This is a genomic window from Pelosinus propionicus DSM 13327 (genome assembly GCF_900114615.1).
In the GTDB taxonomy this organism is placed as follows: Bacteria; Bacillota; Negativicutes; order DSM-13327; family DSM-13327; genus Pelosinus; species Pelosinus propionicus.
The window spans coordinates 130,282-155,655 of the sequence record NZ_FOTS01000001.1; the positions used below are offsets into that span (position 1 = coordinate 130,282).

At 38.0% G+C, this 25,374-nt stretch carries 26 protein-coding genes and 1 other annotated feature; all 26 genes read left to right on the top strand.

Annotation, left to right across the window (positions count from 1 at the left end; all coding sequences use genetic code 11):
* The first annotated feature begins 61 nt into the window (after positions 1-61).
* The 26 genes from BMZ99_RS00610 (at position 62) to glyQ (ending at position 25,372) form a co-directional block, all read left to right on the top strand.
* Positions 62-1,594 carry a TCP-1/cpn60 chaperonin family protein gene (locus tag BMZ99_RS00610; RefSeq protein ID WP_090931925.1) on the top strand — a complete coding sequence of 511 codons (1,533 nt, stop codon included), beginning with the start codon at positions 62-64 and terminating at the stop codon, positions 1,592-1,594.
* A 48-nt stretch (positions 1,595-1,642) separates the two neighbouring features.
* On the top strand, positions 1,643-2,203 hold the full coding sequence (gene grpE / locus BMZ99_RS00615; RefSeq protein ID WP_090931927.1) for a nucleotide exchange factor GrpE: 561 nt from the start codon (positions 1,643-1,645) through the stop codon (positions 2,201-2,203).
* Between the two features lie 63 nt (positions 2,204-2,266).
* The gene (gene dnaK / locus BMZ99_RS00620; RefSeq protein ID WP_090931929.1) at positions 2,267-4,093 is read left to right on the top strand and encodes a molecular chaperone DnaK; all 1,827 of its coding nucleotides are present in this window, start codon (positions 2,267-2,269) and stop codon (positions 4,091-4,093) included.
* A gap of 191 nt (positions 4,094-4,284) precedes the next feature.
* On the top strand, positions 4,285-5,418 hold the full coding sequence (dnaJ, locus tag BMZ99_RS00625; RefSeq protein ID WP_090931931.1) for a molecular chaperone DnaJ: 1,134 nt from the start codon (positions 4,285-4,287) through the stop codon (positions 5,416-5,418).
* Positions 5,419-5,529: 111 nt separating this feature from the next.
* Positions 5,530-6,468 (top strand): 50S ribosomal protein L11 methyltransferase, encoded by a 939-nt coding sequence (gene prmA, locus BMZ99_RS00630; RefSeq protein ID WP_090931933.1) that lies wholly within the window; start codon positions 5,530-5,532, stop codon positions 6,466-6,468.
* 1 nt (position 6,469) lies between these two features.
* Entirely contained in the window at positions 6,470-7,207 is a 738-nt protein-coding gene (locus BMZ99_RS00635; protein WP_090931936.1) for a 16S rRNA (uracil(1498)-N(3))-methyltransferase, read from the top strand.
* A gap of 2 nt (positions 7,208-7,209) precedes the next feature.
* On the top strand, positions 7,210-8,517 hold the full coding sequence (gene mtaB, locus BMZ99_RS00640) for a tRNA (N(6)-L-threonylcarbamoyladenosine(37)-C(2))-methylthiotransferase MtaB (protein WP_090931939.1): 1,308 nt from the start codon (positions 7,210-7,212) through the stop codon (positions 8,515-8,517).
* Positions 8,518-8,677: 160 nt separating this feature from the next.
* Positions 8,678-9,025: a histidine triad nucleotide-binding protein gene (locus BMZ99_RS00645; RefSeq protein ID WP_090931941.1), complete on the top strand. Its 348-nt coding sequence runs from the start codon at positions 8,678-8,680 to the stop codon at positions 9,023-9,025.
* Between the two features lie 95 nt (positions 9,026-9,120).
* Positions 9,121-9,294 (top strand): 30S ribosomal protein S21, encoded by a 174-nt coding sequence (gene rpsU / locus BMZ99_RS00650; protein WP_007936555.1) that lies wholly within the window; start codon positions 9,121-9,123, stop codon positions 9,292-9,294.
* 30 nt (positions 9,295-9,324) lie between these two features.
* Positions 9,325-9,777 (top strand): GatB/YqeY domain-containing protein, encoded by a 453-nt coding sequence (locus tag BMZ99_RS00655; RefSeq protein ID WP_090931943.1) that lies wholly within the window; start codon positions 9,325-9,327, stop codon positions 9,775-9,777.
* A 456-nt stretch (positions 9,778-10,233) separates the two neighbouring features.
* Positions 10,234-11,523 carry an NfeD family protein gene (locus BMZ99_RS00660; protein ID WP_090931945.1) on the top strand — a complete coding sequence of 430 codons (1,290 nt, stop codon included), beginning with the start codon at positions 10,234-10,236 and terminating at the stop codon, positions 11,521-11,523.
* 21 nt (positions 11,524-11,544) lie between these two features.
* Positions 11,545-12,558 carry a flotillin-like protein FloA gene (floA, locus tag BMZ99_RS00665; RefSeq protein WP_090931947.1) on the top strand — a complete coding sequence of 338 codons (1,014 nt, stop codon included), beginning with the start codon at positions 11,545-11,547 and terminating at the stop codon, positions 12,556-12,558.
* 4 nt (positions 12,559-12,562) lie between these two features.
* The gene (locus tag BMZ99_RS00670; RefSeq protein WP_090931949.1) at positions 12,563-12,904 is read left to right on the top strand and encodes a hypothetical protein; all 342 of its coding nucleotides are present in this window, start codon (positions 12,563-12,565) and stop codon (positions 12,902-12,904) included.
* 183 nt (positions 12,905-13,087) lie between these two features.
* Positions 13,088-14,611 (top strand): ATP-binding protein, encoded by a 1,524-nt coding sequence (locus BMZ99_RS00675; protein WP_090931951.1) that lies wholly within the window; start codon positions 13,088-13,090, stop codon positions 14,609-14,611.
* Positions 14,612-14,841: 230 nt separating this feature from the next.
* Positions 14,842-15,120 carry a sporulation protein YqfC gene (gene yqfC, locus BMZ99_RS00680; protein WP_007936567.1) on the top strand — a complete coding sequence of 93 codons (279 nt, stop codon included), beginning with the start codon at positions 14,842-14,844 and terminating at the stop codon, positions 15,118-15,120.
* Positions 15,110-16,348 carry a sporulation protein YqfD gene (yqfD, locus tag BMZ99_RS00685; RefSeq protein WP_090931954.1) on the top strand — a complete coding sequence of 413 codons (1,239 nt, stop codon included), beginning with the start codon at positions 15,110-15,112 and terminating at the stop codon, positions 16,346-16,348. Before yqfC ends, yqfD begins: the two co-directional genes overlap by 11 nt.
* Positions 16,349-16,590: 242 nt before the next feature.
* Entirely contained in the window at positions 16,591-18,774 is a 2,184-nt protein-coding gene (locus tag BMZ99_RS00690) for an HD family phosphohydrolase (protein ID WP_090931956.1), read from the top strand.
* Positions 18,725-19,159 (top strand): rRNA maturation RNase YbeY, encoded by a 435-nt coding sequence (gene ybeY / locus BMZ99_RS00695; protein ID WP_090932062.1) that lies wholly within the window; start codon positions 18,725-18,727, stop codon positions 19,157-19,159. The genes BMZ99_RS00690 and ybeY overlap by 50 nt, the downstream gene beginning before the upstream one ends.
* Positions 19,152-19,511: a diacylglycerol kinase family protein gene (locus BMZ99_RS00700; protein ID WP_281246725.1), complete on the top strand. Its 360-nt coding sequence runs from the start codon at positions 19,152-19,154 to the stop codon at positions 19,509-19,511. Before ybeY ends, BMZ99_RS00700 begins: the two co-directional genes overlap by 8 nt.
* 18 nt (positions 19,512-19,529) lie before the next feature.
* Positions 19,530-19,934 (top strand): cytidine deaminase, encoded by a 405-nt coding sequence (locus tag BMZ99_RS00705; protein ID WP_090931958.1) that lies wholly within the window; start codon positions 19,530-19,532, stop codon positions 19,932-19,934.
* Positions 19,924-20,820: a GTPase Era gene (gene era / locus BMZ99_RS00710; RefSeq protein WP_090931960.1), complete on the top strand. Its 897-nt coding sequence runs from the start codon at positions 19,924-19,926 to the stop codon at positions 20,818-20,820. Before BMZ99_RS00705 ends, era begins: the two co-directional genes overlap by 11 nt.
* A 338-nt stretch (positions 20,821-21,158) precedes the next feature.
* On the top strand, positions 21,159-22,457 hold the full coding sequence (locus BMZ99_RS00715) for a hemolysin family protein (RefSeq protein ID WP_090931962.1): 1,299 nt from the start codon (positions 21,159-21,161) through the stop codon (positions 22,455-22,457).
* A 109-nt stretch (positions 22,458-22,566) separates the two neighbouring features.
* Positions 22,567-22,680, top strand: coding sequence for a YqzL family protein (locus BMZ99_RS27535; protein WP_139214730.1), 114 nt, complete (start codon positions 22,567-22,569; stop codon positions 22,678-22,680).
* Between the two features lie 45 nt (positions 22,681-22,725).
* Positions 22,726-23,550 carry a DNA repair protein RecO gene (gene recO / locus BMZ99_RS00720; protein ID WP_245754750.1) on the top strand — a complete coding sequence of 275 codons (825 nt, stop codon included), beginning with the start codon at positions 22,726-22,728 and terminating at the stop codon, positions 23,548-23,550.
* Between the two features lie 91 nt (positions 23,551-23,641).
* On the top strand, positions 23,642-24,100 hold the full coding sequence (locus BMZ99_RS00725) for a DUF4342 domain-containing protein (RefSeq protein WP_090931964.1): 459 nt from the start codon (positions 23,642-23,644) through the stop codon (positions 24,098-24,100).
* 54 nt (positions 24,101-24,154) lie between these two features.
* Positions 24,155-24,379, top strand: a binding site (T-box leader).
* A 117-nt stretch (positions 24,380-24,496) separates the two neighbouring features.
* Entirely contained in the window at positions 24,497-25,372 is an 876-nt protein-coding gene (gene glyQ, locus BMZ99_RS00730) for a glycine--tRNA ligase subunit alpha (protein WP_090931966.1), read from the top strand.
* The last annotated feature ends 2 nt before the right edge of the window (positions 25,373-25,374 follow it).

Consider the following 25,374-nt stretch of genomic DNA (forward strand, 5'->3'; position numbering starts at 1 on the left):
TAAAGAGTATTACTGGCTCTATTATACATATAATAGAACTGTAATTTAGGAGGAACCAAGGATGAAGCTAAAGCAAGCTAATAATGGTTCTGAAGTAGATGAACGGTTAGCGGCGCTAATGACAAATGGGAATGCTATTAGAGTGGTTACATCAGCTGTTGAAGGCACTATTGGTCCTAAAGGGTTGGATACCATGCTATTGGGTTCTTCTGGTGAAGTCATCATTACAAATGATGGCGTTACTATTTTAGATAAAATGGATGTGGATCATCCAGCAGCTAGAATGCTGATTAATGTTGCCAGGGCCCAGCAAGCTGAAATTGGAGATGGCACAACAACTGCAACTATTATGGCTGGTGGCTTGGTAGGAGAAGGTGTAAATCAAGTGATAAGAGGTGTGCCCATTGCTCGTATCATCGAGGGAATTAGACATGGGGTGACGCTGGCATTAGAACAGATTAAGGATCGTGCAAAACATATTGTTGATATACAAGATCCTATCCTACACCGTATTGCTATGATTGCTGGCCGTGAATATAGTGATATTGCTCAATTGGTTATTAAGGCTGCAGGGCTTATTGGGATTGATAAATTACGTGAGCCCGGTTTTAAACTATCAGAGATTATTTTTTCTCAGGAAGGCGCTGCGAACGAGGTATTTATGGGTGTTATCGTTGATAAACAACGATTAAATCAAGATATGCCTGTAGAGGGCAGTCAAGTAAAAGTATTGGTTATTGATGATGCCTTAGAGCCTGAAGAAATTGGTGATGAAGCGCTAAGTACAGAAGCTGGTTTTAAACGGTATTTGGAATTGCAAAATGAGTTCAAGACCAATGTATGTAAGATTGTGGAACTTGGTGTTAAGGTAGTATTGGTAGATCGGGGTGTTCATGATAGTGCAGAAGAGATACTGACAGATGCTGGTATTATGGTAATTCAGCGCGTGGTGTCGGAGGAATTGCGTCGTGCTGCAGATCATGTAGGAGCACGTATGATTAAACGCACAGGTCTTAAAAAAGATATTGCGAACATTGCCAGCTCTTTAGGTTTGGCGGTAAAAGTATATGAAGATGAAAAATTGAAGCATATTCGAATGTTAGGCGGTGCTGGCAAACCTATGGCTACCATTTTAGTGGGGGCTGCTACCAAGGAAGTGGTTGGTGAACGGCAGCGTATTGCCAAAGATGCAGCCTCTAGTGTGCAAGCTGCTGTTAAGGGGGGCTATGTTCCTGGTGGCGGGTCCATTGAAATTGCCATTAGCCGTGACATTGCTAAGACTAGGGATGCGGTTAAAGGTATGGCGGCTTATGGGGTAGATTGTGTAATACATGCATTACGCAGACCTTTAGCACAAATTGTAGAAAATGCTGGCTATAATCCTCTGGAAAAGGTAGAGGATGTCATTGCAGCTCATGCTAATCAAAATAAAGATTCTTTAGGCATTGATTGCGATACTGGTGAGGTGGTTGATATGATGACTCTTGGTGTAGTGGATCCTACAACGGTGAAATTACATGCCGTGAAGGCAGCAGGAGAAGTGGCTATTGCTATCTTGCGTATTGATACGATTATTAAGAAAAAAGAAGAATAGCATAAGATCGCTAATTTAGTAGCAGAAATTCGTATATTTTAAGATGGGGTGATTTATTTGAACGAAACAAAAGAAGAAGTAGAAGAAATAATTGAGGACCGATGTTCTGCACCTGATGAAACTGTAGAAGTTTTAGATGAAATAGAAAATACGAAAATGCAGACAGAACTTGCGGATAAAGAGCGCCTGCTAGAAGAGAGTACTGACCGCTATAAGCGATTACAGGCTGATTTTGATAATTTTCGTAGACGTACTCGTCAAGAAAAAGAAGAGTTATCAAATATCGTAGCACAAAGTCTTATTTTAGAATTGCTGCCTGTTATTGATAATTTCGAGAGAGCCTTATGCAGTGGTGCTACTCAGGATACAAATAAAACGCTATCAGGAGTAGAAATGATTTATCGCCAATTAATACAGGTTGTGGAAAAAAATGGAATGGTGACTGTGGAGGCAATAGGTAAAATATTTAACCCTCAAGAGCATGAAGCTGTAATGAGAGTGGAAGATGCTGACCAGCCAGATGGTATAATTGTAGAAGAACTGCAAAAGGGATATTCCGTAAAAGGTAAGGTTATTAGACCTAGTATGGTCAAGGTTGTAAGTAATTAGAAGTTACTTAAAAAACTTCATTTTAAAAATAAAAGTTTACATATTTCAAGGAGGAATAAAACAATGGCAAAAGTAATTGGTATAGATCTTGGTACTACAAATTCATGTGTAGCAGTAATGGAAGGTGGAGAGCCAGTCGTTATTGCAAATGCTGAAGGAAACAGAATTACTCCTTCCGTAGTAGGTTTTTCAAAAACTGATGAGCGCTTGGTTGGACAATTGGCAAAGCGCCAAGCTGTGTCCAATCCTGAACGTACGATTAGTTCCATAAAAAGACATATGGGTACTGATCATAAAGTGAAAATTGATGATAAGTCTTATACTCCTCAAGAGATTTCTGCAATGATTTTACAAAAATTAAAAACAGATGCAGAAGCTTATTTGGGTCAAACTGTTACGCAAGCTGTTATTACTGTACCTGCTTACTATAATGATAGCCAACGTCAAGCAACAAAAGATGCTGGAACCATTGCAGGTTTAGAAGTACTTCGTATTATCAATGAACCAACAGCTGCAGCGTTAGCTTATGGTATTGATAAAGGTAACGACCATACGGTATTGGTTTTTGACTTAGGTGGTGGTACTTTTGACGTATCTATCTTAGAGCTTGGTGAAGGTGTATTTGAGGTAAAGGCTACCAATGGTAATAACCGTTTAGGCGGAGATGATTTCGATGAGCGTGTTATGAAATGGTTAGTTGCAGAGTTTAAAAAAGAAAATGGTATTGATTTATCCAAAGATCGTATGGCAGAACAACGCCTGCGTGAAGCTGCTGAAAAAGCAAAAATTGAACTTTCTGGTGTATTGACAACTAATATTAATTTACCTTTTATTACTGCTGATCAAACTGGTCCTAAGCATTTAGAAGTAAACTTAACAAGAGCTAAATTTGATGAATTAACTGCTGATTTGGTTGAATCTACTATGGGACCAACTCGTCAGGCAATGAATGATGCAGGCTTGTCACCTAAAGATATTGAAAAAGTAATATTGGTGGGTGGTTCTACTCGTATTCCTGCAGTGCAAGAAGCAATTAAAAATTTCCTGGGCAAAGAGCCGCATCGTGGTGTAAATCCTGATGAATGTGTAGCAGTGGGTGCAGCGATTCAGGCTGGTGTGTTAGTGGGAGAAGTTAAAGATGTTCTTTTACTTGATGTAACTCCGCTATCATTGGGAATTGAAACATTAGGTGGGGTATGCACTAAAATTATTGAACGTAATACCACTATCCCAACATCAAAAAGCCAAGTATTTTCTACTGCGGCAGATAATCAACCATCTGTAGATATTCATGTTCTGCAAGGTGAAAGAGAAATGGCTGCTTATAATAAAACATTAGGACGTTTTGAACTAAAAGATATCCCACCTGCACAACGTGGCGTACCTCGTATTGAAGTTTCATTTGACATTGACGCTAACGGCATTGTTCATGTATCAGCTAAAGATTTGGGTACAGGTAAAGAACAAAAAATTACAATCACTTCTTCTGGCGGTATGAGCAAAGATGATATTGATCGTATGGTAAAGGAAGCAGAGGCGCATGCAGCAGAAGATAAGGCTCGTAAAGATGAAGTAGAAGTTCGTAATAATGCTGATTCCTTGGTCTATCAAGCCGAAAAGACAATTAAAGAAATGGGAGATAAAGTCGAAGATAAGGAGCTGCTTGAAAAAGTACAAAAAGCTGCTGATGCATTAAAAGAAAGTCTTAAAGGTACTGATATCGAAAAAATTAAAGCAGATACAGAAGAATTAACAAAGCCACTGTATGAAATGACATCTTCAGTTTATAATAAAGAGCAAGAGGCTACAGCTGAACAAGCGCCTGGTGCAGGTACTGAGGAAAAAGTGGTTGATGCTGAGTATAAAGTAGTAGATGAAGACAAAAAATAAGAGCACTGTTCTAAGTTAGTCATTGAATCAAGTAAGTGGACTTATGTTTGGCAGGGATATTTGCTTTCCCTGCCAAATACTATATAATTGGTAACAGGAAATAGCCGCTAAAACACATGGGGCTTTTATGGCATTGTGTTTTGGTGGTTCAACTGTTTTTCTATTAAATATAAGTTTTAGGATGGTGTAATGTGAGTAAACGCGACTACTATGAAGTATTGGGCGTCAATAAAGGTGCGTCTGATGATGAAATAAAAAAAGCATTTCGTAAAATGGCCCGTAAGTACCATCCTGACGTAAATCGTGATAAGACAAAAGAAGCCGAAGAGCAATTTAAAGAAGTAAATGAAGCATATGAAGTCTTGTCAAATAGTGAACGTCGGGCGCAATACGATCAATTTGGTCATGCTGCTTTTGATGGAAATGGCGGCGGTGGTTTTGGTGGATTTGGCGGCGGTAGCAGCGGTGGCTTTAATGATATATTTGACATGTTTTTTGGTGGGCAATCTGGTTTTGGCGGAAGACAGCCAGGACCTGAAAAAGGATCAGATTTGCGTTACGATATGGAAATTACTTTTGAACAAGCTGCATTTGGTGTAGAAATGGAGATCCAAATCCCAAGAACAGAGGATTGTCAAAAATGCAGTGGATCAGGAGCGGCACCAGGAACTCATGCTGAGACTTGCAGTCAGTGTAAAGGGACAGGTCAGATTCAAGTGGCGCAGAATACGCCTTTTGGCCGAATGGTTAATACGCGGACTTGTGATCGCTGCCGTGGAGAAGGAAAAATTGTACAAACACCTTGTAAAGAATGCCACGGACAAGGTAAAACCCGCGTAAAGCGTAAGATCAAAGTAAAGATACCTGCAGGTGTTGATAATGGGTCAAGACTTCGTGTCAGCCATGAAGGAGAAGCGGGTATGCGTGGTGGTCCTCCGGGGGATTTATATGTTTATATCTTTGTGAAATCTCATAAACTGTTTACTCGTGAAGGCAGTGAGGTTATATGTGAAGTACCAATCAGTTTTGTTCAAGCTACACTAGGAGATGAAATTGAGGTTCCTACTTTGGACGGCAAAGTTAAATTAAAGGTTACAGAAGGAACGCAATCTGGAACGATTTTCCGGCTTCGAGAAAAAGGCATTCCTCACTTAAGAGGTAATGGACGTGGTGATCAGCATGTAAGAGTAAAAGTGCTGACACCGCAAAAATTAAATGAAAAACAGCGTGAGCTTTTACAAGAATTTGCAAAAGCGAGTGGTGAAAATATTAATCCTGAACAAAAGAATTTTTTCAAGAAAGTAAAGGATGTGTTTGGGGTATAAGTGGATTTTATAGACCACCAATGCATAACGGTGATTGTGCATTGGTGGTTTAAAATACCCTTGGCGAACATTCATAAGTATCAGTTTTAGAAAGAGAAGGGGCGATTTGGTATGAAGTGGACTGAAATAAGCATTCTGACGACGCATGAGGCTGCTGAAACTGTGGCTAATATTTTTCATGAATTGGGATCGAGTGGTGTGGTTATTGAAGACCCTGAGCTGGTGAATTCATACCTTGCTTCTGGTGCATGGGATTATTCGGATATTGTTCAGGAAAGTAATACAGAAGTGGTAACCGTTAAGGCGTATTTACCTGTTGACGATCAATTAGATGATAAGCTGCGGAATTTTGAAGAAGAGTTTCAGCAGATTTCTTCTCGTGGAATGGATAAAGGAAGAGGAGAAATGCAGTGTCGTGAAGTGCATGAGGAAGATTGGGCATCCTCATGGAAAGCTTTTTTCCACCCGATAAAAGTAGGACAATATATAGTAATAAAACCTTCTTGGGAAGAATATATAGCAACTGCTAATGATCTAGTGATTGAGCTTGATCCTGGTATGGCTTTTGGTACTGGTACTCATCAAACAACAGCTATGTGCTGCCGGGCATTGGAAGAGACTGTAAAAGCCGGTGATCTTATTTTCGATGTTGGTACAGGGTCGGGCATATTATCCATAGCAGCAGCTAAGCTCGGTGCTGCTAGTATACAGGCAGTAGATTTAGATCATGGTGCAGTTCGAGTTGCCAAAGAAAATGTTATTATCAATCAGGTAGAGAATGTAGTACAGGTAAATCAAGGTGATTTATTAACAGGTGTTACTGGTCAAGCTGATATTGTGATTGCAAATATTATTGCTGATGTAGTGATTAAGCTATTGATAGACATACCACAACGTTTAAAAGCCGAAGGAATTTTTATTGCCAGCGGTATTATTTCGGAACGACTTAGTGATGTTGCTGCTGCCATGTTAGAGCATAATCTACTAGTAGAAAAAGTGATTGAAGAAGGTGGCTGGGTTGCTATTATAGCACGCAAAGGAGGCCAGTGATTTGAGGCGTTTTTTTATTAAGACATCTTTATCTGAAGAAATGTTTATTGATGGACAAGATGCGCATCATATTAGTAAAGTGCTTAGACTGCAAGCTGGCGATACGATTATAGTGATACCTCCTGATGGACAAGAAGCGGGCATAGCCCAAATAAAAGAGATTGCTGTCGATAGAGTGAGGCTGCTTCTACAGGGGATTGTAGAAGAAGAGAAAGAAGCACCTATACAAGTTTTTTTAGCTCAAGGATTGCCAAAAAGCGATAAGATGGACTTTATTATCCAAAAAGCTGTTGAATTAGGGGTAACAGCCGTATATCCTATACAAATGGACCATTCGGTAGTGCAGTATGATAATGCTAAAAAAAAATCACGCGCAGAGCGTTGGCAGAAAATTTCTGTAGAAGCAGCAAAACAGTGTGGGCGTAGCTTTGTACCTTCTGTGGAACCCATTCAAAGCTTGACAGAACTCTTTTCCTACCTTCCGGATGAGGTAGTTATTATTATGTTATATGAAGGACAAACTGAAAATGGATTAAAGAAAGCTCTAGCGAAAAAAATGGCAAAGGCCTATCTTTTGTTAGTTGGACCTGAGGGTGGTTTTAGTGATCAGGAACTTATTCTTTCTCAAAAGCATGGAGCTTTGGTTGTTACTATGGGACCGCGCATTTTACGTACAGAAACGGCATCCTTAGCTGCTATGGCTATGATTATGTATGAATATGGTGATATGGGGGGCTAAGTGTGCCGCAAGTTGCGTTTACTACATTAGGATGTAAAGTGAATCAGTTTGAAACTGAGATCATGGAAGGCTTATTTAAACAGCGAGGTTATGAAATAGTTCCTTTTGATCAAGTTGCTGATGTTTATGTGATTAATACTTGCTCTGTTACTCATTTGGGCGAAAAAAAATCTAGGCAGATTATTCGGCGGGCGATACGTCTCAATCCAAAAGCTATTGTAGCTGTCGCTGGGTGTTACGCCCAAGTATCACCGAAAGAGATTGAAGCGATAGAAGGGGTAAAAGTAATCGTTGGCACACAAGATCGGCAGCGTATTGTGGATTTAGTAGAGAAAGCTGCTCATTGTATGAACCCAGTCAATGTTGTGGCTAATATTATGGACGCAGAGCATTTTGAAGATATTCCCTTATTCGAGGCTCCTGGTCGTACGCGAGCTTTTTTAAAGATACAAGAAGGTTGTACTAATTTTTGTACGTATTGTATTATTCCATATGCTCGTGGACCGTTAAGGTCCCGTCCTTTGTCGAGCATTATTCAAGAAACTGAAAAACTGATTGCTGCAGGTTTTAAAGAGATTGTACTAACAGGGATTCATTTAGGGGCATACGGTCGTGATGTGGAAGAGAAGATTACGTTGGCGGATGTTGTAAAAGCAATCCTGAATATAAAGGGACTTGTTCGCCTTCGTTTAGGCTCTTTAGAGTCTATTGAAATATCCGATGAATTAATCGGCCTTATAAAGCAGGATGAGAGGTTATGCAGTCATCTGCATTTACCTTTGCAAGCTGGTGACACTGCTATTTTGAAAGCTATGAACAGACATTATGGCTTAGATGAATACCAACGGCTTATTACTAATATTAGAAATAAAGTTGAAGACATTGCTATCTCTACAGATATTATTGTCGGTTTTCCCGGTGAAACACCAGAGATGTTTAATAATGCATTAACTTTTGTAGAGAAAATGAATTTTTCTCGCATGCATATTTTTCCTTACTCGCGTCGTAGTGGCACCCCGGCTGCTGAGTATTCTGGGCAAATACCGGAAGAAGAAAAAAAACGGCGAGTGCAAATTATGCAGGAGTTAGCAGAAAGAAAAGCTGATGAATTTCTGCAGTCTTTCCTTAATCGGAAGTTTACAGTTTTATTTGAAATGGAAAACCAAAAAAATGAGCATATTATTGATGGCTTAACTGGAAACTATATTCGTGTTTATACGAATGGCAATCAAAGTATGCAAGGACAATCTTTTCAAGTTGTATTGGAAAAACCATATCGTGATGGTGTATGGGGAAAAATAGTAGATTAAATTTTTTAAAAGAAGTTATTGGCAGCAGGATATCTGAGAAAAAAGCAGAATAATTTTAAAGACTCAGGATAGAATGTATGTATCTACTAAGGGATTAATCAATATTGAATCTGAATAGTTAGCTATTTGGGCAGTAAAAAGAGAAGGGAGGTGTTGTAGTATGCCGCAGGAATGTATTTTTTGTAAGATTGCAACCAAGGAGATTCCAGTAGCTGCTTTATATGAGGATGAGCATATGGTCGTTTTTCCTGATATCAATCCAGTTGCTCCAATCCATGTGTTAGTGATTCCCAAAAAGCATATTGCTAATCTCCTAGAACTGTCGCCTGAAGATGCATCATTAGTAGGTCATATCGTATTTACCATTTCGCAGCTTGCTCCTCAGTTAGGAATTGCGGAAGATGGATTTCGACTGGTTGTAAATACGAAAGATAATGGTGGGCAGACGGTTCATCATTTGCATTGGCATGTACTTGGTGGTAGATTTATGACTTGGCCACCAGGTTGATATTGACAATGCTTACCTGTATCGTGTATAATTTCTAGGTGTATGTAGAACAAATACACTTCCCCATATCGGTTCAGTGGAGGGAGGGATATCAGATGTCAGAAGTTAAAGTAGGAAAAAATGAAACAATTGATAGTGCACTCCGCAGATTTAAACGTACTTGTCAAAAAGCCGGCACTCTTGCTGAAATAAGAAAGCGCGAACATTATGAAAAACCTAGCGTAAAGCGCAAGAAAAAATCCGAAGCAGCGCGTAAACGCAAGTTTTAATTAGAGTTTCTAAGTTTCGGAGGTTTTTATATGTCTTTAAAAGAAAGATTGACAGAAGATATGAAGCAGGCTATGAAGGATAAAGAGTCAGGCAAATTGCGCCTTTCTGTTATTCGCATGGTACGTGCTAACATAAAGAATGTCGAGATAGACAGTAAACAAGAGCTTTCTGACGATGAGGTTTTAGGCGTTGTTTCCAAAGAGGTAAAAATGCGTCGCGATTCAATTGAAGAGTTCACAAGAGGTAATCGTTTAGATTTAGTTGAAAATCTTGAACAGGAAATTGAAATTTTGATGAAGTATTTACCGGAGCAACTTAGTGAAATCGAAGTTCGTACTTTAGTGGAGCAGGCTGTGGCAGAATCCAAAGCGGTTAGTCCTAAAGAAATGGGCAAAGTAATGGCTGTCCTAATGCCTAAGGTCAAAGGACGTGCTGATGGAAAATTGGTTAATACCATAGTACGTGAGATGCTAAATCAATGAGTTAATCTGGTACTTATTTTTTAATAAGTACCAGATTTTAATTTTAGCGATAATTAATAACACGAGTTTATCGTTAGAATTAAAAAAATAAGACAAGCCTTGGCTTGTCTTATTTTAATGTAGTTGTAAGTGAGATATAGTGGTTATTATTTCGTTGAGTACAAAAATAGATATAAATACAAAACAATAAATGTGATTAATGTTATGATGGTATTGAAATAGTTATAATAATAAGTAGTAAAAATTAGGTTGTATACTTTACAAATGACTTATAAAAATCCAAGTAAAAACGACTGTTATGAATAGTAGCACATAGAATTGAAATATATAGTATAATTAGGTTATAAATTATGTCTTATGTCACTTATTCCTTACAATTAGACATTAACATACATGCTTCGACAAGTCAAGAGGTTTATTATAAAAAAGAAATAAAAATAAAGGAGGAATAATAGGATGAGATATATCGTAAAAATAATGGCTGCATGTATATTTATTAGTATGCTGACAGGGATTTTTAAGCCGGCGGCAGTGGATGCTCAGCAAGTAATGATCATCAATGTGAAGGGAGAAATTGATGGCAGCCAAGTTGCACTCGTAAATCGTGGATTAGCTGAGGCTGAAAAAAGCAATGCTGCTGCAATTATTATCGAAATGGATACTTTTGGCGGGTTAGTTGATTCTGCTGTTAAAATTCGTGATGTGATTAGCCAAACACCGATTACAACAATTTGTTATGTTAAAAATCGAGCCTGGTCGGCTGGAGCCTTAATTGCCATTGCCCATAAGCACATTGCCATTGCACCAGGCGGCAGTATTGGCGCAGCAGAGCCGATACCGACAACTGAGAAGACCATTGCTGCATTAAAAGCTGAATTCGCTGCCACTGCAAATAAAAGTGGGCGTAATGTCAAAGTAGCGGAAGCGATGGTAGACAAAACAGTAGGTTTCCCTGGATATGCTGAACCTGGGCAGATACTAGCTCTTACTGATTACCAAGCAAAAGAAGTAGGCTATGCAGATATACTCGCTGCTGATCGCAAAGATGTATTAGGTCATTATGGATTAATCGATCATGAGATAGTTGAATACCATATTGGCTGGACGGAAAAAATAGCAGGATGGCTTTCTGACCCGGCAGTAAAGTCATTTTTAGTTTCTATTATATTCTTAGCTGTTTTTACAGAAATTAAAACTGCTGGTATGGGTGTAGCAGCGTTTATTGGTTTATTAGCAGCAATGTTATTCTTTGGAAGTCAATGGCTGACGGGTTTGGCAGGATGGTTCGAACTTATTTTATTTGCTAGTGGTGTGTTACTGATTTTAATCGAATTGTTTGTGCCAGGTTTTGGTTTTTGGGGCATTAGTGGCGTTAGTTGTATTTTGGTAAGCTTATTTCTTACTTTAGGCGGTAATTCAACAGCTCTTAGTTTACTATCCATTAGTTTGCTTCTAGCAATTGCTGTTTTTTTAGTCATACTTAAGTATCTGCCTTCAAGTAGATTGTGGAATAAATTAATTTTAAAGGACTCGGAAACAATAGAAGCAGGGTTTAGTAGCAGCCATGACTATAGTGCTTATGTAGGACGTGAGGGTGTTGTTGTAACGTTGCTAAGACCGTCCGGTTTAGTTGATTTTGAAGGTATACAGCTAGATGTAATATCTGAAGGACAATATATTGAACCAGGAGTACGAGTAAAGGTGGTGAGCAGCAACGGTAGTCGAATTGTTGTAAAGCGGGTTTAAAATGGAGTAGGAGGTAATCGAATGGGAATATTTGGGGTAATAGGACCTTTGTTTTTAGTATTGTTGGTAGTAGTGGGGATTGCTATATTTTTGCATTTTGTACCCCTTGGTTTATGGATTTCAGCCATTGCTGCTGGAGTGCGCGTAGGTATCTTTACGCTAGTTGGCATGAGGCTTCGGCGTGTACCGCCTGCTAATATTGTATTACCTTTGATTAAAGCAAATAAAGCAGGACTTGAGGTAACTGTAAATCAATTAGAAGCTCATTATTTAGCAGGAGGGAACGTGGATCGTGTGGTAGATGCTTTAATTGCTGCCCACCGAGCTGAAATTCCTTTGCCATTTGCCAGGGCAGCAGCTATTGATTTAGCAGGTAGAAATGTTTTAGAAGCCGTACAAATGAGTGTTAATCCCAAAGTTATTGAAACACCAGTTGTAGCTGCTGTAGCAAAGAATGGGATTGAGCTTAAAGTAAAGGCTCGTGTAACTGTAAGAGCGAATATTGATCGCTTAGTCGGCGGTGCCGGTGAAGCTACTGTATTAGCCAGGGTTGGTGAGGGAATCATTACCACCGTTGGTTCTTCAAACGACCATAAAGATGTATTAGCCAATCCAGATCATATTTCTAAGACGGTTTTATCGAAAGGGCTTGATGCAGGAACAGCATTTGAAATATTATCAATTGATATTGCAGATGTGGATGTGGGACGTAATATTGGCGCCGAACTATTGACAGATCAGGCAGAAGCGGAGAAACGAATCGCTCAGGCAAAAGCAGAAGAACGAAGAGCTATGGCTGTTGCTCAAGAACAGGAAATGAAGGCATATACACAAGAAATGCAAGCTAAGGTTGTAGAAGCACAGGCAGAAGTTCCTCATGCCCTTTCAGTAGCATTAACTGAAGGACGTATTGGAGTCATGGATTATTATAATATGAATAATATTGTGGCAGATACGCAAATGCGGGATACTATAGGTAAAGCGGGCCCAGCAGTGCCGTCTTCTAATAAACCTGAAGAACCAGGAAATAGGTGATATTATGGATGATTTAGTACCTTTACTATTAGTTGCTATCATGTACTTAGTACCAGCCGTGTGGCGCAGATTTATGGCAAAGCAGCAGACACAAAAGGTGTACGTGCCGGAGCAGGTGATTACTCCTGAATTTGTTACAGAAGAAAGTATAGAGGGGACCGAGGAGTATAGTGTAATTTCACCATTGGAAATTGCCTTTCCAATAGAGCCTAGCCATGCTATTGAAAAAGAAATATTGCCGTGGCAAGGTAAGTTGACAGAGAATGTAGTAGTCAATGGTGTAATTTTTGCAGAGATTCTTCAGCCTCCTCGTGCATATCGTCCTTTTGTCAGAAGGATGAAATAAGGACAATTAATATATTTCATTGAATTTTATTAAGTACAGAAAAATAACAGGGAAAATAACCCCTGTTATTTTTTTTTGTGATTTTGTGCAACATATACATATGTAAAGGTAACTGTTTTTATGAGACATAAGGAGAAGTTTAATAATAAATTATATGAAATATAGAAAGGGGCGTGAGCATCTGTGGAGACAGAGTATAAAGGAAGATTAACTTATGCAAAAGGTGCATCAATCGAATTTGTAATCGCACCTAACCAAGATGTTGACTTTGGCGATATTTTAGTAGTAGAGGGGAATAATAATGATCGGTTTTATATCAGGGCTCATGATTTTAAGGTGAAGTCTCGCTGGTCCGGTTTAAATGGAGTAGGTTACTTAATGAGCAAATTAGATGAAAATGGGCAGGTAGTAAATCAGGAAGAATTAGATTTCTATATGGGAGGTAACCATACTGTAAAAATTGGTATGGCAGAACAATTGTGCTATGTTGATGATAAAGGACAACTGCTAAATCCGAAAACCTGTCCAGATTTTTTTTGTCAAGTGAGGGCATTAAATGCTCAAGATTCCAGTTTGCTTTCTGAAATTAAAGGTGATTTAGAAATTGGTTTCTTGAAAAGTGGACGTGGAGTATTGACAATGCCTGTTGGAATTTATGGTGCTAAATCCATAACAGAGCATATTGGCATTTTTGGGACTACTGGATCAGGGAAAAGTAATGTAGTAAAAGTGCTTGCGAGTTCCGTAATTGATAGTGGAAATTATGGCTTGCTGATTTTTGATGTGCATAATGAATATTTTAAAGACTTATCCTCTCATCCAATGTCAAGAGAGCGTTTATGTGTGTATCATACAGATGACAAACAGTATGGAAAAACGATAGAAGTTAATTTTTCGGAAGTTGGTCCAGAAGATATTACTGCTTGCGCTACCTTCACAGAACCTCAGCTGGATGCAATTTATAAATTGTCATCTATGTGGAAAGACGATTGGATGCGCTATGCTCTGCAATACGATGCAAAAGATATAATCGATGAATTGGCTGGATGCACAGGACAAAAATTTAACTCTCGAACCATTGGGAAAATAAAAAGCATTTGTTGGAACTTAGAGCAGGAACTGCATGTAAAACAGGAAGAAGCTACAGTTATTTCTCAAATTATCACTGAATTAGAACAAGGCAAGGTTGTACTGGTAGAACTTAAGAACATTTCACCCGTAGGAGAGCAAGCCTTATCCACTTTATTATCTAAAAAACTTTTAAATAACTATGCTGGTAAAACAGAAGAAGAACGTAGTCAGATAAAGCCAGTGTTAATTGTGCTGGAAGAGGCACATCGTTTTTTAGGTAAAAAAGAAAATAGCAGTAGCAATGTATTCTCTCGATTGGTAAGCGAGGCCCGGAAGTTTAATTTGGGAATGTGTGTAGTTGATCAACAGCCTCGTTTGTTGGCGGATAAAGTATTATCTCAGTTAAATACTCTATTTATACTCGGATTGGCATCTAAGGCTGATCGTAGCAAGATCGAAGCAATGTGTCGTAAAGATATATTGCAGCAGCGTAATGAAATAAAAAATTTAGATTGTGGTGAAATGATAGTAGCTACCAATTATATGCGTTTTGCAGCTCCAGTGAAAGTTCATAAATATGAAAATTTTTTGCAACAGCGATATGCTGGTTATGTACCAGTACCACCCATTATATAAGCGTGGAAAATGTCCACGCTTGTTCTTATAGTATAAAAACTATTGCTTTGTGAGATGCTGCAATACAAATATTACAAAGGACGCAAAGGCGGATTATACCCCTTTGTGTCCTTTGGTTTTCAAGATTCATAGTGTTTTTTTATTTCTTATGCTAGAAGTTGTTGTTGCCTTGCCTTTTGTACTACATGTTAGTTTCAAGCATATATATTTATATAGAGGGAGGGGTTGTTGTGCAGTATCGTAGAAATAGGCATTTACAACGTTTAGCTGGCATATTAGAAATTCCTCAGGATATTGTGCTGGATTTGCCCCGCATTACGATGTTGGGTAACAAACAGTTGTTATTAGAAAATCATAAAGGGATTATTGAGTACACTCCTTCGTTGGTACGTATAAAATTAGAGCAGGGTGAACTCATCATCTGCGGTAAGGAACTAACACTTGGCAATTTGCAGGTGGAACAAATATTGGTTGAAGGTACTGTGGAGGAAGTCAAGTATGATACGTAATATTTCCCGTTACATTCATGGTACTGTAAAAATAAAGGTTAGTGGCTCTATGCCTGAGAAGTTTATTAATTTGTGTGTAATGAAAAATATTTATCTATGGGGTCTTGCTAAGAGAAATGAAGGGCTTTTTGTTTGTATGAGTCTTTCCGATTTTTTCTCCATAAGACCTATTGTACGTAATAGTAAGAATCAGATTAAAGTGGTAAAGTATTATGGATTGCCATTTATTATAAAGAAAATGAAAAAACGTAAAATGATGGTAATTGGTCTAATCCTTTTTTTGTGTGTATTGAATACATTGGTATCTTACATCTGGTTTATCGATATTATAGGTACTAAAGCGATACCTGCGCAGCAAATTAGAGATATTATAGCGGAAAATGGGCTAAGACCAGGCATGCTTAAAAGTGATATTCCTGTAAAAAATATTGAAAATCAAGTAGCAGTCACATTACCTGAGGTCGCGTGGGTCGGAATTCGCTTCACTGGTATACATGCAGTCGTAGAAATCGTGGAAAAAACAATTTCAAAGCCTCAAGATAAAGAGCCAGCTGATATTGTGGCAGCAAAAGATGGCGTTATTACAGAAATTATTGCTTTATCTGGGCAAAGTGTTGCTAAAAAAGGTGATACAGTGAAAAAAGGAGATTTACTGATTAAAGGAGTTAGCTATGAGGGGGGAGTGGGAGATTCGACTACGATAAACCCAATTCAACAAAGAATTAGAGCCAAGGGGATTATTAAAGCACGGGTTTGGTATGAAAGTTACGGAGAGTCTGAACTGTTAACAACTATTCATGAAAGGACAGGACGCCAGGATATTGGTGTTGTATTAAGAATTGGACAGCAGGAATTTCAACTGAAAAAAGTTGCAGTAAAACCAGGCGATTTGGTGGAAGTAGATACCTTTAAGAAAAAGCTTTTTTGGTGGAGGAATAACGATATAATTGTCGAATCTACTATAAGTACATTTTATGAGCTTAATGAAAGAAACGTTGAAATAGGTATAGAGGAAGCGAAAGAACAAAGTAAGTCTAGGGCTTTTACATCATTACAATCCTTGATTCCTGAAACAGCACATGTATTATCAAGGAATATTGAAGTATTGCAGATGCCTGAGAAAAATTTGGTTCGCATAAAAGTAAATGTAGAGACCGTTGAAGATATAGGTCAATTTATGAATATAACTATAAAAAATGAGATCAGTATGCCGTCACAATATAATTAATAATAGAGTTAAAATATAAAGAAGGGCTTGCATTTTGCTATAACTTTACAAGATGCCTAGAAAAGCCCTTTCTTTTATTAGTTTCGTTCATTATAGCGATAATCACAGCAACCTGTTTGAAAGACGCTCAAATCACGAGAATAAGTACGTAAAGAATAGGAACTTAGATAATGGGGTAAACTCTTATTGTTATTTATTCCCAAAAAAAGAGTATCATGTTGCTAAATATGGAGTTGAAGTTCGTGATATCATTAAATAATAAGTTGCGAGAATTTTTTACTCAACCTACAAGTATATATGGAAAGCCAATCGCACGGCGACTTGTATTGGGCGGAGCTTTTTTTCTTTTGTTCATGATTATTTTATCATCCGATTTTGTCTCAGATAAAGTTTCTCTTGAAGTAGGACAAGTTAGTGATCGCGATGTAATAGCACCAAGGACGGTTGCATATGTAGATGTAATAAAGACAAAAAAATTTGAGGATGAAGTATTGGCCAGTGTAGCGAATGTCTATGATTTAGATGTTACTGCAATCGCTAAAGCTGAAGAGAATATTGGTGCGATTTTTAGCGAGGCAAGGCAGGTTGTTGGAAATAAAGAGCTAACTTCAGTCGAGCAGAAAAAACAAAAATTGCAGCAGGGACTGCCGCTGCAATTACCTAATAATGTTCTTGACGGATTAGTACATCTTGATGCGGCATCAATGGTTAATGCGGAAGAACAGTCTAAATCTATTTTACGTAAATTTTTTCAAAGAGGTATACGTGATGATGATTTAGATATTGCTAGAAAGCATATTGTAATTGAAGCAGAAGAAATGGGTTTAGACAAAAGGACTGAGTCTGTAATAGCTGGAATTGGGCAAGCACTATTAAAACCCAACTTTATTTTAAATGTTCGCGAAACGGATAAACGTAAACAGTCGGCTGTTAATAGTATGGAGCCTGTACGGGAGACTGTAAAAAAGGGGCAGCTAATGGTAAGGCGCGGGGATATTGTTACCCCAGAACAAATTCATGCTGTAGAGGAATTGGGCTTGTCAAAAGGGCATGTTAATGAAATGCGCATATTTGGACTTGCTATTTTTGTTATAGCAGTCATGATTATTATTTTGGGATATATGTATCGGTTTGCATATCCTATTTATACAAATGATTTACATTTGGTATTATTAGGCTTAATTACGCTGGTAACCTTATTACTGGGGAAGGCTGCTCATTATTATTCTGATTTTTCAGCTCCAATTGCTGCTGGAGCTCTTCTTGTTGCCATATTGATTGATGCTCGTCTAGGAGTAGTGATTAGTGTTGCTTTAGCACTGTTATTTGGCATTATTGTTGAACATGACTTACGAGCAGTGTCAACAGTGTTAATTGGAAGCTTGATTGGCGTTTATAGTGTGTCAAAAATGGCTCATGGCTATAGTCTGACAAAGACAGGAATTATTATTGCTGGCGTTAATTTTGTAGTGATTGGTGCCACTGGTTTTATTGAGCAATTAAATAGTGCGCAAATTCTCATGCAAGGAGTACAGGGTATTGTAAGCGGTATTGCAGCTTCTGTCATTACAACTGGGCTCCTGCCTTATTTAGAAAATTCTTTTAATATCACTACCCCCTTAAAGTTATTGGATTTAGCGCAGCCTAATCATCCTTTGCTGCAACGACTGCTTTTAGATGCTCCAGGAAGCTATCATCATAGTGTTCTAGTTGGAAATTTAGCTGAAACAGCTGCAGGTTATATCCATGCAGATCCTGTGACGGTGCGTGTAGGAGCATATTATCATGATATAGGTAAAATTAAACGACCTTACTTTTTTGTGGAAAATCAGGCAGGTAATGAAAATCCTCATGATAAAATAGCACCTTCATTAAGTACCTTAATTGTAACGTCACATATCAAGGATGGTGTTGATCTGTGCCGTGAGTATAAATTGCCTCAGATTATTATTGATATTGTGCAGCAGCATCATGGTACAATGTTAGTGTCCTATTTTTATAAAAGGGCCACCGAAAACGAGCATAGTGAATGCATTATTGAGGCGGATTTTCGGTATGAAGGTCCACGACCTCAGAGTAAAGAGGCAGCTCTTATTATGCTAGCGGATGCTTGTGAGGCGGCAGTACGATCCATTGGCAAACCCAATAAGAATCGAATAGAAGCAACTGTTCGTAAGATCATTCGAGAACGTTTGCATGATGGGCAATTAGATGAATGTAATGTAACATTAAAAGACTTGAACGTAATCGGCGATGTATTTATTCGAGTTCTTTCTAGTATGTTTCACACCCGAATTGAATATCCCGATACATTGAAAGAATTGGAGAGGAGAAAAGCAAAGAATGGAAATAGCAATAGGCAGTCCTCTGCAAAAGATGATAGTAACGCTGGAAATGGAACAGATAGTGAGATCGGTGTTAAATAAAACTGCTGAAGTCTACGGAATCGAGCCTCATACTGAGGTGAGTGTTGTTTTGGCTGATGATGATTACATTCATCAATTGAATCGACAATATCGAGGAAAAGACTGCTCTACGGATGTATTGTCTTTTGCATTAAATGAAGGAGAAGAGCCTCAAATCGTTAATGGTCCAGAAGAGATTCTATTGGGTGATATTATTATTTCTCTTGAAACTGCAGCGCGACAGGCAGAGGAATATGGACATAGTTTAGAGCGTGAATTGGCCTACTTAACAACTCATGGCATCTTACATTTATTGGGATATGACCATATGACAGAGGATGAAAAAGCAGAAATGCGCCAAGAAGAAGAACATATTTTACTTTTATTAGGCATTACTCGTGTATAATGAGAAGAAACAAAATTTGCTGATTTCTGTTAAAAGTGCTTTTGAAGGAATTTCATATTGCGCTATGCATGAACGCAATATGAAAATTCATATTGTAGCGGGGGTAATTGCAGGATTTCTATCTTGGTGGTTTTCATTAGATAAATATGAAATATTAATCTTGTTAGTAACGATAGAAGGGGTTTTAGTCGCAGAGATGATCAATACGGTAGTGGAAACGCTGGTGAATATGATTTCGCCAGAGTTTCATCCTCTGGCGAAAATAGCTAAAGACGTAGCTGCTGGAGCTGTGCTGATTAGCGCTATGTTTTCATTAGTTGTGGGGTATATGCTCTTTTTTTTAAAACTTTAAAAAGTAAAGGGGCGTATTATGAAAAAATTAATTCAAGCAGCCAAATCTGGAAGAGAGTTTGCTTATGTGCCTTATTCTAACTTTAAAGTAGGTGCGGCAGTATTAACAAATGATGGGAAAATTTATACGGGCTGTAATGTAGAAAATGCTTCTTATGGCTTATCTAACTGCGCAGAACGTACAGCTATTTTTAAGGCGGTTTCTGAAGGAAATCAAGAGCTGACAACGATTGCTATTGTGGCGGATACGATAAAACCCGTAGCTCCCTGCGGAGCTTGCAGGCAGGTAATGTCTGAGTTTGGTATTAGTAAAGTGATCATGAGTAATTTACAAGAGGAAGAATACATTGTTACATTAAAAGAGTTATTACCTTATTCGTTTGAAAAAAAACATTTGTCAGGAGAAAAGAATCATGGAAGTTAATAAAGATCATAAATCCGGGTTTGTTTCAGTAATTGGCAGACCAAATGTTGGTAAATCTACTTTGATTAATAGTCTTATTGGACAAAAAGTCGTGATTATGTCAGATAAACCCCAAACAACGCGTAATAAAATTATGTGTGTTCTCACGCTAAATGATGCACAAATTTTATTTATTGATACGCCTGGCATACATAAACCTAAGCATAAATTAGGTGAGTATATGCTTAAAGCAGCAGAAAATACGCTACGTGAGGTAGATGTAATTTTCTTTGTTGTAGATGCTACTGAGGATATTGGTGGAGGCGAGCGATACATACTAGATTTATTATCACTAGTTGAAACACCAGTTATTTTGGTAGTTAATAAAATCGATAAGATCGACAAAACCAAACTGCTGCCAATCATACAAAAGTATTCTTCTTGTTATGAGTTTGTAGGTGTAGTACCTATTTCTGCTATGGAACATACCAATTTGGATGGTTTAATTGCAGAGGTGAAGAAATATTTAGAGCCTGGTCCTCAATATTATCCGGAAGATATGATTACGGATCAACCAGAACGTTTAGTAATTGCCGAGATGATTCGTGAGAAAGTCCTTCACGCTACGCGAGATGAAATTCCCCATTCCATTGCTGTGGATATTGAGGAAATCACAACTAGAGCAAATGAAGATTTATATATCCGAGCTGTTGTTTATGTAGAACGGGAATCTCAGAAGGGAATTGTAATTGGTGCGAAAGGACAACTGCTAAAAGAAGTAGGGAAACTGGCGCGAGTTGATATTGAAAATCTTTTAGGATCAAAAATATTCTTAGATTTATGGGTCAAGGTGAAAAAAGACTGGCGTAATAAAGAAGGCAGTCTGCGAAGCTTTGGTTATGAGTAAAATGTGGTTGCTAAAACCTCATTGGATAAATTATTTGCTATGGCTATTACATTGTGATAGCCATTCTTTATTGACCGAAATGCTACAAGATGGTATCATTTGTAAAGAGAGGTGAAATCGGTCTTTATGTTGGAAGGGTTAATATTATTATGACAAATTGGGTTATAATAAATTAAGGGAATAATTCATTGAGGATTTTCTAGTTAGATAAATTGTTTTTGTAAATTATATTGCAAGAGCTGCATAGGAAGCATTAAGATTAGTTTTCACTGCTGAACCGTAATATTTTGAGGGAGAGATGCGCTATCGAGTCGCCTTTATATAGCTCGCTAAGTTTGATGGCAGCTTTTTTATTGGTCTTACTAAATGGATTTTTTGTAATTGCGGAATTTTCTTTGGTGAAAATTCGTAAAACTCGTATAGAAGAACTTGTACAGCAAGGAAACTCACGAGCTGAATTAGCGTTAAAGATTATTTCTTCGCTAGATACGTACCTAAGTGCAATTCAATTAGGGATTACACTTGCTTCATTGGCTTTAGGATGGATTGGGGAGCCGGCTATGTCTTCTATTTTACAACCTTTAATATTTGCTTATTTGCCAGGATCACAGTTGGTGCTGCACAGCATAACAGTTGCTATTGGATTTACTATTATTACTTTGTTGCATGTAGTAATCGGTGAATTAATTCCGAAATCATTGGCTATTCAAAAGGCAGAAAGCATGCTGCTTTGGGTAGTATGGCCATTATATATATTCCATAAAATTGGTTATCCTGTCATTACGTTGTTTGATCACACTGCTTGGTTTTTCCTGAAGCTTTTGGGGGTAAAGCAAACGAGTGAATCTGACTTAGCTCATTCGGAAGAGGAGTTACGGATGATTGTTAGTGCCAGCCACCGAGGTGGGGTCTTAGACCAAATGGAAAGTGATCTTTTAGATAATGTTTTTGATTTCTCAGATCGTCTAGCACGTGAGGTTATGGTGCCTCGTCAAGATATTGTTTGTTTATTTGCTGATGACTCATACGAAGAAAACATAAAAGTAGTCCGTGAAACGCATCATACTCGTTTTCCGTTATGTTTAGAAGATAAAGATCATATTATGGGTATGATCCATCTTAGAGATTTAATGGATTTTGATCTTTGTAATACAGAAAAAAAAGATTTAACAACGATAATGAGGGAGATATTGGTTATCCCCGAAGGAATGTCAGTGGCTAAAATCTTGCAGATGATGCGGCGCAAGCGAATTCATCTTGCAGTAGTAGTTGATGAATATGGCGGTACTGCGGGACTGGTTGCTATGGAAGATATTATTGAAGAAATTGTTGGCGATATTAAAGATGAGCATGATGAATTGATTCAACCAGAAATTCAACGTATGCCGGACAATACTTATGAATTTGATGGAAGAGTACTATTAGAAGATGTAGCAGATTTATTAAATATTCGCTTGGAAGAACATGAAGAGGATACCATTGGCGGATATATATTTGGTGTATTAGGGCGACGTCCTGAAATTGGGGATGAGGTAACAATTGGTGAGTATAGCTTCGTCTTGCTGCAGGTCAATGGCTTTCGTGTAGTTAGGGTAAAAGCCCTGCCTCTTCCTAAAACAGATGAGGGTGAAGCTTAGCTATAAAAGAAGATACCATAGGAAGGAGGTTTATAAGGCGAGGAAGTTGGAAAGTCGTATCAAAAAAATATGTGCGAAGGGATGATGTCAAGTGTTGTTACGGGATTTAATGTGGGAAGTTTTCCAAAGCACCGGACAAATTGAAGCATATTTGATCTATCGTTCATGCACTGAATCTAACGTGATACCTGAAATACCAGCAGTTACTAAGATCGACTTATAATCTCTTGGAATTAAAGTTATGTAGAATTACACAAATAGGGGGCGTATGCATTGTGAACGCCTCTTACATATTCAATTATATTTAAACATCAGGTTAATTGAGGGAAATATGGCACAATATCAAACAGAAGCCATCTTAGTTGCAGCACGTGATTGGGGTGAAGCAGATAAGATGGTAACTTTATTTTCTCGTGAATATGGCAAGATTATTGCATTTGCCAATGGAGCTAGACGGCCGAAGAGTCCTTTAGCTGGAGGGATGCAACTTTTTACTCATATGGATGTAAGAATGATATCAGGGAAAAACTATGATTCTGTAAAACAATGTGAGATGAAAAATTCTTTTCGGCAAATACAAGAGGATTTTAACTGCATGGCTTATGGCACATTTATTGCAGAATTAGTAGCAGAGCTTTGTCCGGAAAAACAGCCTGAACCTCAAGTATTTGACTTGTTAATAGAAGTACTAAAAATACTTCCTATGCGTAATCCACGTGTGGTAGCTTTAGCTTGGGCATGGCAAATGCTATTGATTATGGGATACTATCCTAATTTTAAACAATGTGTTATTTGTGGACAAGCTTTAGTGTTACCTGGTTATTTTTGTTGTTTAAATGCAGGCTGCATCTGTTCAAATTGTGACCATGGAAAACTGCCAGAAGTAAATCATAAAATAGTTGATTTTATCGATTGTTTATTGCATATTGATTGGAAGAATCCAGTTAAATTTACTGTGAGTGGTGCAGTTTTAATGCAAACAGAGACGATTTTGATGGAATATTTGATGCAATGTCTCGAAAGGCCTCTTAATTCGATGAAATTTCTAAAACAAGTTGCTGAAGTAATGCAACCCGAAAGTAATAAGAACTAAGAATTAGTGCGATGTAATAAACTGGAATTTTTGAATAAGGATTATTACTGTTGGAAATAATAACAAAAATATTTCTTAGGAGGATTTCATTGTGGAAGAAATAACATTAGAAAAAATTGATATTATAAGGGGACGCACAGGTCTTTCTTATCGGGAAGCCAAAGAGGCATTAGAACGAAATCAAGGGATACTACTTGATACGTTAATCGAATTAGATGAGAAAAGAGAAGCAAAGTGGACAGAGGGGTTTTCTGTACGATCTGGAGAAGTAATTGACAAGATAAAAGCTCTTATCCATGAGGGCAATGTAAATAAAATTAGTATAAAAAGTGAAGGACGTACATTAGTTGAAATACCTGTAACACTTGGTGCTCTTGGAGCTGTTGTGTTACCGCAAATTGCAGCATTGGGAGTATTAATAGCGATGTTTAAACGATGCAGTATTGAAGTTGTGCGAAATGATGGCAGTACTACAGAGACCAGAATATCAGATGATGATACCATCATAGATGAAGAAAAGAATGAGTTTCATAAAAATAGTGGACTTTAGGCAATGCTATATACCATTGACAATGTAAATAACTTTTGTTATGATTTTAACTAAATTAAGGCAATGAAGGAAAAAAGTATCCTATTGTTTTTAGCGAGCCAGGGATGGTGCAAGCTTGGCGATGTAATGGGTGAAAGGCATTCCTAAGCCGTAAGAGGAAATTCTGCACAAATTCTCGATGTTTTTTGGGTGGAAGAGTAAAACTTGCTATAACTTAAGGTGGATCATGGACTCATGGTCAATCAGGGTGGAACCGCGGGAGAACCTCTCGTCCCTGTAACGATATGTTACTGTGGATAGGGAGGTTTTTATTTGCATTAGCAAGGTTGAGGATTGCATCTTACCAAAGACATGATGTAGATTAAAGTTTTTTACTATTAAGGAGGCGTATTATTAGTGACTTTTCAAGAGATTATTTTGACACTTCAAAACTTCTGGGCTGGACAAAAATGTATTTTAATGCAACCGTATGATGTGGAGAAGGGAGCAGGTACAATGAATCCTGCGACTTTTTTACGAGCTTTAGGGCCAGAACCTTGGAATGTTGCGTATGTGGAACCTTCGCGTCGTCCTGCAGATGGGCGTTATGGAGATAACCCTAATCGTTTGTTACAGCATCATCAATTTCAAGTTATTATGAAACCTTCACCTGCAAATATTCAAGAATTATATTTAGAAAGCTTAGTCTGTTTAGGAATTGATCCCAGTCAGCATGATATTCGTTTTGTTGAAGATAACTGGGAATCTCCTACATTAGGCGCATGGGGACTTGGCTGGGAAGTTTGGTTAGATGGTATGGAAATTACCCAATTTACTTATTTTCAGCAAGTTGGGAGTATTGATGTAAAACCCGTATCGGTTGAGATCACCTATGGCTTAGAGCGTTTGGCAATGTACATTCAAGGAAAAGAAAATGTGTATGAACTAGAATGGGTGGCTGGCGTTAGTTATGGCGATGTTTTTCACCGTAATGAAGTAGAACAATCTCATTATAATTTTGAGATTGCTGATACGGATTTGCTATTTCAGTTGTTTGATATGTATGAAAAGGAAGCCGTCCGAGTCATAGAAGCTGGCTATGTATTACCGGCTTATGACTATGTGTTAAAATGCTCTCATACTTTTAATCTATTGGATGCTCGTGGTGCAATTAGTGTTAGTGAACGTACTGGTTTTATTGGAAGAGTTCGTAATATGGCTCGATTATGTGCACAAGGCTATTTAGAACAACGAGAGAAATTAGGGTTCCCCTTGCTTAAGGAGGGTATATAATT